This window comes from Arsenophonus nasoniae (assembly GCF_004768525.1).
Classification (GTDB): Bacteria; Pseudomonadota; Gammaproteobacteria; order Enterobacterales; family Enterobacteriaceae; genus Arsenophonus; species Arsenophonus nasoniae.
In genome coordinates, this window is record NZ_CP038622.1 from 1 (window position 1) to 16141 (window position 16141).

A 16141-nucleotide genomic window follows, 5' to 3' on the forward strand; every position below is an offset into this window, starting at 1 on the left:
ATAAAAGTGCATGGATTTGCAGAACGTAGCACGCTACGCGTGAGCGGCGCAGCGGTGCTGCTTCGGGGATGTTAATGAGTTGAGTACTGTTTTATACTCTGCAGTAGGTTAATTTTTTTCAGGGATTCATCTCGATGGCTCGCAATAAATCTCCCAGAAAGCGTAAACCGGTTAAATCAGGCAGGCTGCCCGTCACTTCACGTGCCACAGCGCCTGTTTATCCGAAACGTTTTATGATCTCTCTCCCACCCGAAAATGATGATGACAGACCGCCTGAATTTTTTTATGACACCCTAAAAGAAGCCATACGCCACTGCGTCCGACTCGGCCCCAATTTTTCTCGACACGCAGTATTACCCGCCGCTAGTCACGATTATCAGGGTTTTGAACAACGCCAAGACCAAGCCGATGACGCTGGATACGACTACACTGAGGGGTAATAACTGAAAGTCTGCCTGCCGATGAATTCATCACCTATACGGAGCTAGGAATAATCCCTGTTTCCTTTGAACCCTGGGATAAACACACCGATAACTGGGCTGACGAATCTGACAATTTCTGTTTCTTTGGCAAGATGCCCATAAGGTAATTGAGTCAGATGTATATCCCTCGTCCTGCTAAACTACTTTTCACCATTGATGACGGTTGGAATAAATTCCTCGAAAAATACGGCGATAGCGTTAGTTCGTGGACGAGTTTATCTGTGGAGCGCATGCTTGCCTGCGGCACTTGTGCCATGGGTGTCCGGCGCTATTGTTGCGCTTCGTCTGATTGTTCTCACAGCCGTTTTTTCTGCCAAAGCTGTAAGTCAAAAGCCTGCAGTTCATGTGGCTTTAAAGCCACCGAGCAGTGGTTAGCACAGCAGGTTCATATTTTACCCGACTGCGACTGGCAACACATTACTTTCACCATGCCACATCTCCTTTGGCCTTTTTTTAACAATAACTGGCCGCTACTTAATGCTCTGTTTCGGGCAGCCACTCGAGCTATGCTGCAGTTGGCTCGCAAACAGGGTATCGAAATTGGTATTTTCTGTGCCTTGCATACTTATGGCCGGCAACTCAATCAACATCCGCATGTGTCACCGATCATGCAAAACTGATCCACTAACGATCATCTAAAACTGATCCACTTGGTATTATTCGCACATTTTTGTACGGATAATTTATGTTAACCAAGGAGATATTTGTGGATATTCATGTTCGCTTTGCACAAGGACAAAGCCTTCGAAAAATTGCCAGTGAGTTGGGTATATCCCGTAACACCGTAAAACATCATTTACAACAACAGACAATGCCAACTTATGCTAAAAGAAGTCAACAACCGACTAAATTATCCCCCTTTAAACCTTATTTGCTTCAGCGAATTGAACTGGCTAAACCTGATTGGATCCCTGCAACAGTCTTATTTGATGAGGTAGTTGAAAACGGCTATCAAGGTGGTATTGCTCAATTACGCCGATTTGTTTGTCAATTTAAACCAAGCATTGTTCCCGAAGTAGTCGTCCGTTTTGAAACACAGCCAGGTCAACAAATGCAAATCGACTTCACCAGCATCCGGCGAGGTAAAAATCGCTGAAAGCGTTTGTTGCAACGCTAGGCTATTCGCGTGCGAGTTATGTAAAGTTCTTTGATAATGAACGAGCAGAATCGTGGCAGCAAGGTTTAAGAGAAGCTTTCGACTACTTTGGTGGTGTACCACAGGAAGTATTGTGTGATAACGCAAAATCCCTCATCATCGAACGGGATGCTTATGCAGAAGGTGATCATAAATTACATGTCGAAATGCTTCAAATGTCGAAAGATTACGGGTTTAAATTGAAGGCTTGCAAGCCCTACAGGGCAAAACGAAAGGGAAAGTAGAGCGCTTTAACCACTATTTAAAACAGCTTTATCGTGCCATTAAACACCGACCTTCGTGCTCATAATCTTGAACTGGATATTGAAATAGCTAATGCAAAAGTGGGTCCATGGTTACAACGCGTTGCCCATCAGCGAATTCATGGAACAACGTTAGAGAAGCCAGCAGATAGATTAGCTAAGGAAGTGAAGTCTCTTCTACCCTTACCAGCAAGGGTTTGCCAATCTATCCCACAGACTAATACGCTTAATATCCCTATCGTACCGCCCCTTGAATCTGTCAGTTTGCAACACTCAATCAGCGTATACGAAGCATTACTGGGAGGTGAACATGTTATTGCATGAACAAATTGAACACCTGTGTGAGTCATTGAAATTAAATTCTATTCCGACTCATTGGTCATCACTTGCCGAAAATGCATTGCCCAAGACAAAAGCTACGGAGAGTTTTACTGTCCCTGTTAAAATGTGAGCAACAACAACGAGATGAACGAACTCGTAATCTTTTGAGTCGGATGGCAGGATTCCCAGCACATAAAGAACTTAATACGTTCGATTTTAAGTTTGCAACGGGGATCCCCAAACAACACATACAGGAATTAAGCGCATTAACGTTTATTGAACGTAATGAAAATGTCGTGTTGCTTGGCCCAAGCGGTGTAGGCAAAACGCATTTAGCTATTGGGTTAGGATTAAAAGCAGTACAGGCCAAGAAGAAAACCCGCTTTACCACGGCAGCTGAACTGATGTTGCAACTCTCAACTGCCAAACGACAAAATAAGCTCAAACAATATCTATCACGTTCGGTGATGGCCCCGAAGTTGTTGATTATCGATGAGATTGGATACCTGCCGTTTGGGCGAGAAGAAGCAAACCTGTTTTTCAATGTGATTGCCAAGCGTTATGAGCATGGCAGTGTCATATTGACGAGTAACCTATCATTTGGGCAATGGCCAAGTGCTTTTGCTGATGACGCAACATTAACTGCCGCTATGCTTGATCGTTTACTTCATCATTCGCATGTACTGCAATTAAGCGGTGAAAGCTACCGATTGAAAGATAAGCGGCGCTCAGGAGCAATAACTGAGTAAAACAGTGGATCAATTTTGATTGATCGGATTTAGATAAAAAGTGGATCAGTTTTCGGTGATCGTTGACACTATGTTTACTATCCAAACCCCCTCGAGTGACGGAAACATGAACATGCGGATGTTGATTGAGTTGCCGGCCATAAGTATGCAAGGCACAGAAAATACCAATTTCGATACCCTGTTTGCGAGCCAACTGCAGCATAGCTCGAGTGGCTGCCCGAAACAGAGCATTAAGTAGCGGCCAGTTATTGTTAAAAAAAGGCCAAAGGAGATGTGGCATGGTGAAAGTAATGTGTTGCCAGTCGCAGTCGGGTAAAATATGAACCTGCTGTGCTAACCACTGCTCGGTGGCTTTAAAGCCACATGAACTGCAGGCTTTTGACTTACAGCTTTGGCAGAAAAAACGGCTGTGAGAACAATCAGACGAAGCGCAACAATAGCGCCGGACACCCATGGCACAAGTGCCGCAGGCAAGCATGCGCTCCACAGATAAACTCGTCCACGAACTAACGCTATCGCCGTATTTTTCGAGGAATTTATTCCAACCGTCATCAATGGTGAAAAGTAGTTTAGCAGGACGAGGGATATACATCTGACTTAATTACCTTATGGGCATCTTGCCAAAGAAACAGAAATTGTCAGATTCGTCAGCCCAGTTATCGGTGTGTTTATCCTAGGGTTCAAAGGAAACAGGGATTATTCCTAGCTCCGTATAGGTGATGAATTCATCGGCAGGCAGACTTTCAGTTATTCCCCCCTCAGTGTAGTCGTATCCAGCGTCATCGGCTTGGTCTTGGCGTTGTTCAAAACCCCTGATAATCGTGACTAGCGGCGGGTAATACTGCGTGTCGAGAAAAAATTGGAGGCCGAGTCGGACGCAGTGGCGTATGGCTTCTTTTAGGGTGTCATAAAAAAATTCAGGCGGTCTGTCATCATCATTTTCGGGTGGGAGAGAGATCATAAAACGTTTCAGATAAACAGGCGCTGTGGCACGTGAAGTGACGGGCAGCCTGCCTGATTTAACCGGTTTACGCTTTCTGGGAGATTTATTGCGAGCCATCGAGATGAATCCCTGAAAAAAATTAACCTACTGCAGAGTATAAAACAGTACTCAACTCATTAACATCCCCGAAGCAGCACCGCTGCGCCGCTCACGCGTAGCGTGCTACGTTCAGAAAGTCGTCGTTGAAGGTTCGTCCTGCCCCTCCAATGGATTAGTGAGTCGGGATGTTAAAGGCGCACTCCTTTCCTGTCAAACCGGCAGGTGGACCAAAACGACTGGACTGGGTCCTGTTTCCTATCATAAAACCAATTCAGGTGCTAAAAATATTGGCTCACACGATTTTTGTGCGATCGCAGGCTTTCACTTACCGGGCAGCCATTTTGATTATGTAGCCTGTCATGTGAAACCAGATGAGCATAAAAACTGGATTTTATCAGGTGGTCCGCAATTTTTTGTTCGCTTCCAATGTGAAGCAATTTGCATTAATTAAAAAATTCTACTCATCCTGATTCACCCATATCAATTTATCAACGGGGAAATTAAGTTCTCTGGCAAGATTTAGCAAAGACTCCGTTTCCGCCGTCTCGAGCCTAGGTGTGCGTGAAAGCAGCCAAAGATAGTTTCGACTTGGCCCTGCTACCAGCGCATAACGATATTCTGGATGTAGCGCTATCACATGGTAGCCACCATAGAACGGCCAGAAGAAGGAAACTTTCAGTGACCCCTTTTTCGGGGAACCTATAAATTTTGCTTTACCTATACTTTTTCGCCATTGATGCAGCTCGGGCAAAAATCCCCGATTAATGACTTTCACACTCCCGTCGGGATTAAGCATGTAATTGGCGGTAACCCGTTCTAGGCCACGCTCAAAACGATTGTCTAGTCGGGCAATTTCGTACCAGAGACCGAGATATTGATTCAAATCAAAATTTTCTACAGCCTTTACACCCTTTGGCGAAGACATACTAGAACGTAGCACGCTACGCGTGAGCGGCGCAGCGGTGCTGCTTCGGGGATGTTAATGAGTTGAGTACTGTTTTATACTCTGCAGTAGGTTAATTTTTTTCAGGGATTCATCTCGATGGCTCGCAATAAATCTCCCAGAAAGCGTAAACCGGTTAAATCAGGCAGGCTGCCCGTCACTTCACGTGCCACAACGCCTGTTTATCTGAAACGTTTTATGATCTCTCTCCCACCCGAAAATGATGATGACAGACCGCCTGAATTTTTTTATGACACCCTAAAAGAAGCCATACGCCACTGCGTCCGACTCGGCCCCCAATTTTTTCTCGACACGCAGTATTACCCGCCGCTAGTCACGATTATCAGGAGTTTTGAACAACGCCAAGACCAAGCCGATGACGCTGGATACGACTACACTGAGGGGGGAATAACTGAAAGTCTGCCTGCCGATGAATTCATCACCTATACGGAGCTGGGAATAATCCCTGTTTCCTTTGAACCCTGGGATAAACACACCGATAACTGGGCTGACGAATCTGACAATTTCTGTTTCTTTGGCAAGATGCCCATAAGGTAATTGAGTCAGATGTATATCCCTCGTCCTGCTAAACTACTTTTCACCATTGATGACGGTTGGAATAAATTCCTCGAAAAATACGGCGATAGCGTTAGTTCGTGGACGAGTTTATCTGTGGAGCGCATGCTTGCCTGCGGCACTTGTGCCATGGGTGTCCGGCGCTATTGTTGCGCTTCGTCTGATTGTTCTCACAGCCGTTTTTTCTGCCAAAGCTGTAAGTCAAAAGCCTGCAGTTCATGTGGCTTTAAAGCCACCGAGCAGTGGTTAGCACAGCAGGTTCATATTTTACCCGACTGCGACTGGCAACACATTACTTTCACCATGCCACATCTCCTTTGGCCTTTTTTTAACAATAACTGGCCGCTACTTAATGCTCTGTTTCGGGCAGCCACTCGAGCTATGCTGCAGTTGGCTCGCAAACAGGGTATCGAAATTGGTATTTTCTGTGCCTTGCATACTTATGGCCGGCAACTCAATCAACATCCGCATGTTCATGTTTCCGTCACTCGAGGGGGTTTGGATAGTAAACATAGTGTATGGCGAAAGCTGTTTTTTCAAAAAAAAGGATGTCGAAGAAATCTGGCGAGGGGCTGTTATCCGACTACTGCGTCACAGTTATGATTTAATTAACCCTGGCCTTCTTCCCGGTCTTGGCCATATCCGTGACAAAAAACATTGGCGGCGTTACTTGAGGGCGCAGTACGGACGTTATTGGAAAGTGCACTTTGCTAAAAAAACGAAAGGGGCATGGCATAGTGTTAAGTACCTCGGTCGCTACCTTAAACGCCCACCGGTATCTGCGTCAAAACTGCGGCATTACCGAGGGGGTGCCGTTGTTCATCACTACCATGACCACCGAACTGGCCAGCATCGGCAGCAGACTCTGCCGCAGGAAGAGATGATTAGACGCTATATAAGCCATATTCCGGCCAGGCATTTTAAAATGGTGCGTTACTCTGGTTTTTTGTCGAATCGTAAACGAGGAAAACTATTGCCGAAAGTGTATAAGGCACTTGAGATGACGGCACGTAAAAAACCGGAGAACCCAGGTTTTTCTGTGCTGATGAAAGGATTTCTGCGTACCGATCCGTACAAATGTATTCTGTGTGGCGACAGGCTGCTTTTCACCGGGGCGCAAATGGGTAAAAAAGCAACGGAATTGTTGTCAGAAAGACTGCATAACCTGGAGAAAAAGCGATGGTTACGCAGCTAAACGCAGGATCAATGTGTCTAAAATAAGGAAATCAGGTTAGAAATTACACTCTCTGAGGAAATGTTAACTGGCACTAAACACAATAAATCGATCCCCATCTCCTTTTTGCAATAAGGGATGGCTTTTGCTACTCACTTTAAAAGCGATTCAATTTCCTAACCATCAAGAGAGAGATAGCAAAGAAGATATTAGTAAATACAGATTTCTCCATAATTTCATGTCACGTCAACCTTATAACCATTTTCAATAAATACTCAATCAGCGTAATTCAAACCAACTTGATAGGAAAGTCATTATGAATAAAACCCTCTTCACTGCAACATGGCTATTACTTGCAGCCAGTATTCCTCTTTCTGCTCAAGAAAAAGTTGACTCAGGCGACCCGTGTACCGTTGTACTGTGCATGTACGGGAAGCTACAAGGCAGCAATCAAAGTGAGTGTAGTGGCGCTGTTCGTAAATTTTTCTCCCTTAGGAAATTTGGACGACACGGTTTTGACCCGTGGAAAACGTTTGTTAAACGGCGTGATTTCCTGGGGGCTGTCCAACGGCAGATCCAGCAATCGTCAGCGATATCATGAAACAATTTGGCAGAATGCGAGGATAAAAAAGAATAAAAGATCGCCCATCATCAATCGCCACAAAAAACAAAAGAGGAATAAAATGTATACATTTCTTACACCCATTATCATCTATGCATTCTTGTTTATCGTTACAATGATGGAGAAACGAAAAGATAAAATAGAAATCAGCATAATCAGAGATAACGAAGAGGTAGCGATAAAAAACATTCCAAGACATGAGCTTTTTTCCATTTACCATCGCGTACTCCGCTTGTAGTGGTCTAATAAAACTGTAGAGATTTATAGCTTATAATTAAGCAAAATCTTATAGGTATAAATATGACCCGAAAAGTAAAAGTAACCTTTAGCGGAAAGCAAAACTGGAATATGCAAAACTCATGGTTGAAGGTGGATATAGCAATATCCAAGTTGAAAAAATATCCGGTGCGGGTAAATCTGCCGTATCACGATGGAAGCAACAATATCTTGCCGAGTTAAATGGGAATACGCCTGTAAAATCAAAAGCGTTAACACCCGAGCAACAGCGCATACAAGAATTAGAAGTTCAACTTAAGCGTGCTCAGAGGGATAATGACATATTAAAAGCCGCGGCTTACTTCATCCTCGACAATCAAAACTCAAAATCGTGAAGCAACTGAAAATCATGTACCCCAATTTTACGGTCACTGAGTTATGCCATCTTTTGAAGTAAGCAGCAGTAGTTTTATTATGAAACGAAAATACCGACAGTTGAAAATGAAAGACTGTGTGGCGAAATCAAACGTATTTTTTATACATCGGGTCAAATTTATGGCAAAAGACGTATTCAAGCCGAGTTAAAGGGTTTAGGGCACCAAATTGGCACTTATAAAATATCGAACATCATGAAATTAAATCAATTAGTTGCAATTAGACCAACGAAAAAGCACTACTATCACTCATCGGGTAACGAACATCGATATGCCCCTAATTTGCTTAAACGACAATTTTCCCCTGAACAGCATAATCACTATTATGTCGGGGATATCACGTATATTAGACATCACTATGGGTGGAGCTATTTAGCCTGTGTGTTGGATTTAGCCACCAAAGAAATTATTGGTTATGCCTTATCAACAAAACCGGATTCGAAATTAGTGAAAGAAGCCTTAGATAACGCAATTGAACGGCAATTACCGGATACGACAAGTTTGATGTTCCATTCAGATCAAGGTTGCCAATATTCATCGGAGGAGTTTAGGGCGCACCTCTTTGAACGGAAAATAACTCAAAGCATGAGTCGGCGAGGTAATTGCCTCGATAATGCCGTGATGGAAAGATTTTTTAGGAGTTTAAAGACAGAAAGACTTAACCGTTTATCGTTTATGAATCATCAATCTGTTGTCTGTGAAGTTGAAAATTATATTCAGTTTTACAATTATTATCGACGCCATTCAACGATTGGTTATTTAACGCCACATCAAAAATATCATGAACTAAAAAATGCCGCTTAGATCTTCTACAGAATTTGTTGACCATTACAGCTCATGGCGCGTATTTCATATCTTTTTCTATATGGTTAAAGAATTTCTTATTTCATTTCAATATGTCATCTCCATGACACCAAAATTGATTGTAATAATATTGAGTTGCTACTTTATTTATGAACCATCAGTTATAAGAGAATTAAACGCAGATGTCATAACCTCTTGTTTTGAATCCTTAAAGGAAAATATTAATTCATTAATAATTTTAATAGCGAATCTATCTTTCTTTATCTGTTTTAAGAATAATTAATCCTTACAGAGACAATGTATTTTCTCTCATTCAACAACAAACTGATGAGACGATTAAAACACATCGGCGTATCAGGGATTGTAGAATTATCTATCAAATAGCCAAAAGAAAAGCTAACCATTATTGTCTTTAACAAAGAAAATAATCTAACAGGTGAAAATGAAACTCTTTATCGCAGAAAACCCTCCGTGGCGAAGGATATTGCCAAAGCGCTAGGGGCAATTTCCAGAAAAAAGACGGCTATCTTGAGTCAACCGATAACGTCGTAACATGGTGCTACGGCCATCTCCTGAAATCGATTGAACCGGAGGCGTACAATCCGGCTTATGCGCAGTGGAAAGCCGAGGATTTGCCGTTGCAGCTTTACCCGTTACGCTATGAGCCGATTGCCGGAAAGGAAGCGCATACCCAAACCGTCATTGACTTGATTAACCGGGCTGATGTGATTATCCACGCAGGCGACCCGGACGACGAGGGGCAATTACTGGTTGAGGAATTGCTGGAATATACCGGCAACAGCAAGCCGGTTAAGCGTTTGCTGATTAATGACAACACCGACGCTGCCGTTAAAAAGGCACTGTCCCAACTGAAAGATAATCACCAGTTCAAAGGCATTTACCGCAAAGCACTTGCACGAGCCGCTGGCGATTTGATTTACGGCATGAGCATGACTCGCGCCTATACCATCGAGGGACGCAAAAGGGCTATCGGGCGTACTCCGTCGGTCGGGTTCAAACGCCGATCCTCGGGCTGATAGTGCGCCGCTATCTCGCCAATCAGTCGCACACGTCGAGTTTTTACTACCCGCTTATCGGGGATTTTGCCGTTAACGGCCAGACATTCGCCGCCAACTGGAAGGTCAACGAAAATGCGCCGCAGGACGACAAGAAGCGTCTTACCAGCAAAAGTTATGCTGATGCACTGGCAGCACGTTTACGCGGCAAGGACGCCGATATAAAGGCCGCTGGCGTGCAGGAAAAAGAAAATGCACCGCCACTTCCGTTCAATCTGGTGAGATTGCAGCAGATGATGAACCGCCAGCACAAAATGACGGCGGCGCGAACGCTGGAAATCACCCAGCAGCTACGCGAAAAATACAAAGCGATCACCTATAACCGCTCCGATTGCTCCTATCTGTCTGACGAGCAGTTTAACGAAGCGCCACAGGTGCTTGAGGCGCTGCAAGGCATTGGTGATTTTAACGGACTTGCCCTTGATCAAAGCCGAAAAAGCAAGGCGTTTGACAGTGGCAAGGTAACAGCCCATACCGCGATTATCCCTACCGCCAACGTACCGGCATTAAACGCCCTCAGTGAGCACGAACGGCTGGTTTATCTGGCTATCGCGCAACATTATCTGGTGCAGTTCATGCCCAACAAGCGTTATCTGGAAGCCTCAGTTGTCGTTGAGGTTGAAGGTGAAACCTTTAGCGCACGGGCAACAAAACGATGGATGCCGGGTTTAGCGCCTTCTCAAAGGTGAAGCGTCAGACGCCAGCGATGAGGATATGCCGGACAGCGCGTTTGGCGTGCTACAGGCATTACGCACCGGGGAAACCGGCCGTTGTGATGCGGTGACCGTGAATGAAAAGAAAACCACGCCACCGCTGCTATTTACCGAAGCCACGCTACTGGCAGCACTGGTACGGGTAGCGGATTTCGTTGAAGATGCACAAATTAAACAATTGCGAACGAATCAGCCTACGGCTGCAAATCGATAACCTGAAACACTGTGCGCTGATATCTAGTGATAAAACGCGCGGTAATCTATTCTGATTGGCTCTTAATTTTAAGCATCTTTTGGCCTATAAACTGAAAATGCCTTACAGAAAGATTGAGGGAGCTTTAGTCCGTGTCTTGAGTGTAATATCGTCAATCAAAGCTAAACTGATTTATGTCCTTTCCTATGAAAAAAGATTTTCAACCCCGACCGTTAAAATCGCTTTTTGAGCGGAATAAGGCCTGGGCTGAAATTATGGAAACCACTCAACTCAGAGAGATAGAAATAGAAGTAGTCACAAAAATGTTGGCTTGCGGCACACCCATGATGGGTTTCCGTGAGTATTGTTGTGAAAACGAGAATTGTGATCATCAAAAGTTAGTCTGTTTTACCTGCAAAGGTCGGGGTTGCCCATCCTGTGGGAAAAATTGACGGATAACTGGATAAAGACCACGATTAAACGTTTACCTAATGTCAAATGGCAGCATGGCACATTTACGATGCCGCACAGTCTTTGGCCTCTTTGAATTGAATCGATGGTTACTAGGGAAACTGTTCCCGTTTGCTGCGGACAATTTACTTTATGCAGCGAAGAAACGCGGATTAACCATGGGTATTTTGGTGCGCTACATACCTATGGGAGAAAACTAAACTGGAACACGCATATTCATCTCTCATGGACAATGGGGCATCAATCAGAATGAAAAATGGAAGTCGATGCAATTTGACCTCGCTAAAGTGAGAAAACGTTGGATGTGGAATGTTCGACAATATCTTCTTTCTGTCTGGGGAAAATTTACCTACCTGAAAGTTTACAGCACATAAGAGATTATGATGAGTGGAAGCGGTTTATTCTTAATGCAGGGAAAAATGCCGAAGGTAAAGATTATTGGCATGTCTATTTTGCCGACCCGACATCCAATGCCAAAAAGACAGCAAAGTATCTGGGGCGTTACCTGAAGAAACCGCCTGTCTCGGGGGCGAGGCTTGAGCATTACGATGGCGGAAGTCGTATTACGTTACGATTTTTTGACCATAATACGGGTCACTACAAAAATTTAGATTTATCCCAAAAAGAATTAATTTTACGGCTTATCAAACAAATCCCCGAAAAACATTTTCGGATGCTCCGTTATTTTGGTTTTTTAGCCAATCGGGTGGTGGGAAAGTTTCTGGATGTTGTTAGAAACGCCGTCGGCCAATCCGAATTCAAAAGAAAAGGGTCTGTTCCCTTTGCGCTGCTAAGTCAGCGGTTTTTAGGTGTTGATCCGTTTAGCTGCATTCTTTGTGGTGGAAGGATGCGATTTTCTCGTTTTATCAAAGGATTAAAGATATCTCAATTAGTCTATCATGCTTTAGAGATTGCCCGAATGCGCTATGTCCCTTTGTTGGGGTGAGGGGAGATCTATTTAAAATCGACTAAATTGTACAAAGTTAACTCATATTGTTCTAAAAACATCATTACCGCTTATTGAAAAATCTTTCTCTCACCTCAAAAAAGGGGGAAATCACCTTTCGCACCCGTTATTCTGCTTAATAATTAATGTTAAATTTTTGTTAACTTATTTTTGAAATTCTTAGACGTTAAAAGAAAAGGATAAAGACAAAAAGGATGAGCACGGCGGCATCGGTACACCCGCCACACGTTCTGACATGCTGGAAAAACTGAAAAACCGCCAGTTTATCCGTGAAGAAAAAGGCAAGCTGCTCCCCACTGAAACCGGCGTGGCATTTTTCCGCGCTCTACCAGAGTCAGCAACATTACCCGATATGACTGCCCTCTGGTCAGCACAACAAAGCGATATCGAGCAAGGCAGTAAAACGGTTGATGAATTTGTGAATGCGCTTATCGATGATTTGCGCCAGCACGTCAATACAGTCAGCGTGGGTGAAATTAAAGGCGAAGCAAAACCAAACAGTGGACAGGGTGAAAGATTAGCCACCCCCTGCCCCAATTGTGGTAAGGATATTGTGGTGCGTCCCAAACTGTTTACCTGTACCGGATGTGACTTTAAAATCTGGTCTACTGTGGCAGAAAAAAAGCTCACTAACAAACAGGTTGAAATTCTCATTCAAAAGGGAAAAACAGGCATGATTAAAGGCTTTAAAAGCAAAGCAGGGAAAAATTTCGATGCCATGTTGATTTTACAAGATAAAACCACTGGAAAAGTGGGATTTGAGTTTAACCACAACGGGAAATAATGCAACCCAAAAGTAAAATCGAAGGGTTACGCCAATTAAGACGATACTCGGATGCAAACCCAAACCCATTGCTGAAGCCCTTAGCGCCGAACGTAGCTTGACGAGTTTTTGATTAACAAATAAAATTAACAAACAAAAACCCTTCATTAAACAGAAGGGTTTTTATTTAATTGAGTAATATAATGACGGATTTGAATGATGAGTGAAAACGAATTATATGATTACGCTATAACCCTTTTAGCCAAAAAAGACTATTCTTCTGGTAGCTTACGTCGCCTACTCAGCAAATTGACAGAAAAAGAAGAATACGTTGACTGTGTTGTTCGGCGGTTAAGCGATAATCACTATCTCAACGATACACAGTTAATTAATAACCTTATAGATAAACACATTAAAAAACGCCATGGCCCAACACGAATAAAGCAGGAAATCAGGCAAAAAGGTTTTCCGCAAGAATTAATTGAACAAAAAATAGAGGAGTCCGGCATAGACTGGTATTCGATGGCCAAAGAAGCAAGGATAAAAAAATTTTCTGATACTCCCCCCGCAGAGCAAAAAGAGAAAGCTAAGCAGATCCGCTATCTTCAGTACAAAGGATTTTCTATGGATATGATCTTCGAGGCATTTAGCTAACTCAGGTGTACATCAATCATAAAATAATAAAATTCACACCCAAAAAAAACACTTCTAGTATATTTTTTCGACATAAAATCAAAAAACAACACCAAAAAAAGAAAAAACAAAAAATAACACCATAAAAGGTGTAAAAAAATATTGAAAAACACACGAAAATGGTGTACGTTTTTAAAATATTGACATATTTTCACACCACAAAAGGGGTAATTTATGCTAAAAGTGTTTTGCGACGACGGCTCCACGGCTATCAAGTTATGCTGGCAAGATGAACCTAATCAGGAGCTAAAAACACTGGTAAGTCAAAACACCTTCAACGAAGGGTGGAAACCGGGCGGATTCGCGTCTGATCCCATCTATAACTATGAAGTAGATGGACTAAAATACAGCTTTTCCAAAGCATCAGCGGATGTGCTACCCACCACTAATATTGATTTTCAATACCGTACAGAAAACCTACTTTCGGTACATCATGCGCTCCAACTGTCCGGCATCACACCACAGGAGATCGAACTTTGGGTAACGTTGCCAATCAGTGAGTACTACAGCGACGACGCACAGGAAAATACAGTCAATATCCAACGAAAAATCAGGAATCTCCAGCGCCCGATTACTCTGAACAAAGGACACGTTTTTACCTTTGGGAAAATCCGCGTATACCCTGAATCTGTTCCCGCCGTAGTATCAGCACTACAGATGGATAATGTTCATGCATTAGAGCAATCCTTAGTCGTCGATTTGGGCGGAACAACGCTTGACTGTGGCGTAATAGAAGGACAATTTGACAGCATCGCAAAGATATCCGGTGAAGCAGGAACAGGCGTAAGTCTGGTTATCAAGCACGTACAGGACGCTTTGTTAAAAGCTGATACTCCAAGTAATTATCATGTAGCTGATACTATCATCAGGGCAATAATGGCAGGAAATGATAATGATATCATGCCACTAATCAATAATATTAAACACGTAGCAACCGTGAAAACTGCGTTTGAAGTCTCAAAGACTAGATTAATAGAAAAAGTTATCCAACATGTCGAGCAACATTATCGTGGATTTCATCGCATATACCTAACTGGCGGCGGTGCCGAGTACCTTTATCCCGCATTTAAAGCACACTGGAGTACGCTCAAAAACAAAGTAAAAAAGTTAGATACACCGCAGCTTGCTCTTGTCAAGGCGCTTGCTGAAATGGGCAAACAGCAATGAGTAAGACAAAGAAATATTATTTCTATCTTAATACAGATAAAGATGAACAAGCTACGGCCATTGCACATCTTGATCAACTTGGACAAGGAAAAAGAAGCGAAACGATAAAAAACGTGATTCTTTCTGGATTTAGTTTGAAAAAAATTGATGATCGTTTACCCTTACTCGTTGCTTCTCTCCTTGCAAAACCGACATCGTTATCAACACTGGCAAATATTATTGGAGCTCTTTCTCCAGACTATAATATTTCTCAGGTAAATAAAGGTAAAGAAAACGAAGTTGTCGCGTGGCAAAAACGAGTACGCGACCCACTACTACCTAATAATGGATGGAGTTCATGGATATCTATCACAGAATCAGAATACTCATCATTAATAGTTAAAAATGATACTGAAATTCAGGTTAGAGCTTTAATTGGCGCGATTAATGGCGATCTTATCAATGACATTTCAAATCCAAAAACGCTTTTATCGGAAAAAAAATTAGCAACTCCATCTAAGCCTAATTCAGTCATCAGTAAAGCTAACAAATTATTCAACACTTAATCTTCTTTGTTTTCAAAAAGAGTAAGTGTATACAACTCGGCAATACTGCCAACTTCTATCAAAGGAATTTGGCAGATTTCAAGGATCTTCCTTAATTCACCTGTTGTCTGTTTTTTAGAATCATTGTGAAATGTAATTACCTTTTCTACTTTTCTATTCTTTACATCAAACAATAAAAACGGGGCTGTTAGATTGTTCAATTCAAGGAAGTCTTGGTAAAATAGTTCCGTTCCATATTCAGCGATAGGTGTTAAAAATTCCGACAGTTTTACTTTAACAAAAACAACAACACCTTCTGGCATTAAGCGGTTAAGGTTACAATAGATTTCAGATTCATCTTCACTTAACAGGCTACGTTCTTTAATATTCATAACACTCCCTGATCGTCAAGCATTCGTGCACTTTTTAGTATCGGGTAACCTTTTTCACTTATCACAATATCCAGTAAAAAGCATTCCCCTAAAAGGCCCGATGATTTAAAATCAATACTGCCTTGTTGTGAAGCATAGTGCCCACCTGTCTTGGCATTGAAGAACAAATTCATTTTAAAATAGTCACCTAAATCAAGGCAACGAAAGTAACAACAAAGTTTTGACCGTTCCCACACTTTAAAGTTAAGTTGCGCCGATACCTGTTGTTTTGACGCTACCGGATAGTGATATTTTACTGGCTCTAAACCGGCATTAACGACATCAAAATAGCCTACGCCGGATAACGCATCAGCCTCTATCCAAAAATTCTGTAATCGTTGTTTTTCTGTCAAAATTTTACTCCTTTGATTTCCTCCAAAAA

At 42.6% G+C, this 16141-nt stretch carries 14 protein-coding genes and 8 pseudogenes; 17 read left to right on the forward strand and 5 right to left on the reverse strand.

Translation table 11 applies throughout. The features are described 5' to 3' along the window. Window positions 1-134: 134 nt before the first annotated feature. From ArsFIN_RS24720 to istB, 4 genes and pseudogenes are all read left to right on the forward strand, one after another. Entirely contained in the window at window positions 135-440 is a 306-nt protein-coding gene (locus ArsFIN_RS24720) for a hypothetical protein (protein WP_135679055.1), read from the forward strand. A 158-nt stretch (window positions 441-598) separates the two neighbouring features. After that, window positions 599-1081: pseudogene (locus tag ArsFIN_RS24725) on the forward strand (IS91 family transposase); the annotation flags it as partial. A gap of 86 nt (window positions 1082-1167) precedes the next feature. Next, a pseudogene (istA, locus tag ArsFIN_RS24730) lies at window positions 1168-2204 on the forward strand (IS21 family transposase). Continuing rightward, window positions 2191-2950, forward strand: a pseudogene (gene istB / locus ArsFIN_RS24735) (IS21-like element helper ATPase IstB). The pseudogenes istA and istB overlap by 14 nt, the downstream one beginning before the upstream one ends. A gap of 10 nt (window positions 2951-2960) precedes the next feature. Here istB and ArsFIN_RS24740 read toward each other — a convergent pair. Both ArsFIN_RS24740 and ArsFIN_RS24745 read right to left on the reverse strand, forming a co-directional pair. Continuing rightward, window positions 2961-3542 (reverse strand): annotated as a pseudogene (locus ArsFIN_RS24740) (IS91 family transposase); the annotation flags it as partial. A gap of 81 nt (window positions 3543-3623) precedes the next feature. Next, window positions 3624-4010: a hypothetical protein gene (locus ArsFIN_RS24745; RefSeq protein WP_135679058.1), complete on the reverse strand. Its 387-nt coding sequence runs from the start codon at window positions 4008-4010 to the stop codon at window positions 3624-3626. Between the two features lie 82 nt (window positions 4011-4092). On the opposite strand from ArsFIN_RS24745, the gene pilV reads away from it, so the two are divergent. After that, window positions 4093-4443, forward strand: coding sequence for a shufflon system plasmid conjugative transfer pilus tip adhesin PilV (pilV, locus tag ArsFIN_RS24750; protein WP_246067633.1), 351 nt, complete (start codon window positions 4093-4095; stop codon window positions 4441-4443). A gap of 6 nt (window positions 4444-4449) precedes the next feature. On the opposite strand, the gene ArsFIN_RS24755 is transcribed toward pilV, so the two are convergent. Continuing rightward, the gene (locus ArsFIN_RS24755; RefSeq protein WP_135679039.1) at window positions 4450-4917 is read right to left on the reverse strand and encodes a lipocalin family protein; all 468 of its coding nucleotides are present in this window, start codon (window positions 4915-4917) and stop codon (window positions 4450-4452) included. A 117-nt stretch (window positions 4918-5034) separates the two neighbouring features. Here ArsFIN_RS24755 and ArsFIN_RS24760 point away from each other — a divergent pair, with 117 nt between their 5' ends. From ArsFIN_RS24760 to ArsFIN_RS24805, 12 genes and pseudogenes are all read left to right on the forward strand, one after another. Continuing rightward, window positions 5035-5493, forward strand: a complete 459-nt coding sequence (locus ArsFIN_RS24760; RefSeq protein ID WP_135678317.1) for a hypothetical protein — start codon at window positions 5035-5037, stop codon at window positions 5491-5493. A 9-nt stretch (window positions 5494-5502) separates the two neighbouring features. After that, a pseudogene (locus tag ArsFIN_RS29080) lies at window positions 5503-6706 on the forward strand (IS91 family transposase). Between the two features lie 332 nt (window positions 6707-7038). Then, entirely contained in the window at window positions 7039-7545 is a 507-nt protein-coding gene (locus tag ArsFIN_RS26865) for a hypothetical protein (protein WP_167876789.1), read from the forward strand. A gap of 121 nt (window positions 7546-7666) precedes the next feature. Next, a pseudogene (locus tag ArsFIN_RS24775) lies at window positions 7667-8761 on the forward strand (IS3 family transposase). A 442-nt stretch (window positions 8762-9203) separates the two neighbouring features. Next, window positions 9204-10731: pseudogene (locus ArsFIN_RS24780) on the forward strand (DNA topoisomerase); the annotation flags it as partial. Between the two features lie 287 nt (window positions 10732-11018). Further along, on the forward strand, window positions 11019-11195 hold the full coding sequence (locus ArsFIN_RS29085; protein ID WP_407062062.1) for a transposase zinc-binding domain-containing protein: 177 nt from the start codon (window positions 11019-11021) through the stop codon (window positions 11193-11195). 54 nt (window positions 11196-11249) lie between these two features. Continuing rightward, window positions 11250-11414 (forward strand): hypothetical protein, encoded by a 165-nt coding sequence (locus ArsFIN_RS29090; RefSeq protein WP_407062063.1) that lies wholly within the window; start codon window positions 11250-11252, stop codon window positions 11412-11414. A gap of 14 nt (window positions 11415-11428) precedes the next feature. Next, window positions 11429-12160, forward strand: a pseudogene (locus ArsFIN_RS29095) (transposase). Between the two features lie 229 nt (window positions 12161-12389). Then, window positions 12390-12965 (forward strand): topoisomerase C-terminal repeat-containing protein, encoded by a 576-nt coding sequence (locus tag ArsFIN_RS24790; RefSeq protein WP_276324686.1) that lies wholly within the window; start codon window positions 12390-12392, stop codon window positions 12963-12965. Window positions 12966-13163: 198 nt separating this feature from the next. Continuing rightward, window positions 13164-13598: a regulatory protein RecX gene (locus ArsFIN_RS24795; protein ID WP_026823894.1), complete on the forward strand. Its 435-nt coding sequence runs from the start codon at window positions 13164-13166 to the stop codon at window positions 13596-13598. A 213-nt stretch (window positions 13599-13811) separates the two neighbouring features. Beyond that, entirely contained in the window at window positions 13812-14804 is a 993-nt protein-coding gene (gene parM / locus ArsFIN_RS24800; RefSeq protein WP_026823895.1) for a plasmid segregation protein ParM domain-containing protein, read from the forward strand. Continuing rightward, complete coding sequence (locus tag ArsFIN_RS24805) at window positions 14801-15349, forward strand: plasmid partitioning/stability family protein (protein WP_026823896.1); 549 nt, start codon at window positions 14801-14803, stop codon at window positions 15347-15349. The genes parM and ArsFIN_RS24805 overlap by 4 nt, the downstream gene beginning before the upstream one ends. Here the strand turns inward: ArsFIN_RS24805 and ArsFIN_RS24810 are convergent. Together ArsFIN_RS24810 and ArsFIN_RS24815 are read right to left on the reverse strand one after the other, a co-directional pair. Then, window positions 15346-15720: a DUF2726 domain-containing protein gene (locus tag ArsFIN_RS24810; protein WP_026823897.1), complete on the reverse strand. Its 375-nt coding sequence runs from the start codon at window positions 15718-15720 to the stop codon at window positions 15346-15348. The two genes, ArsFIN_RS24805 and ArsFIN_RS24810, sit on opposite strands and share 4 nt — an antisense overlap. Further along, a complete protein-coding gene (locus ArsFIN_RS24815; protein ID WP_026823898.1) occupies window positions 15717-16112 on the reverse strand; it encodes a hypothetical protein in 396 nt (131 codons plus the stop codon). The genes ArsFIN_RS24810 and ArsFIN_RS24815 overlap by 4 nt, the downstream gene beginning before the upstream one ends. Window positions 16113-16141 lie beyond the last annotated feature (29 nt).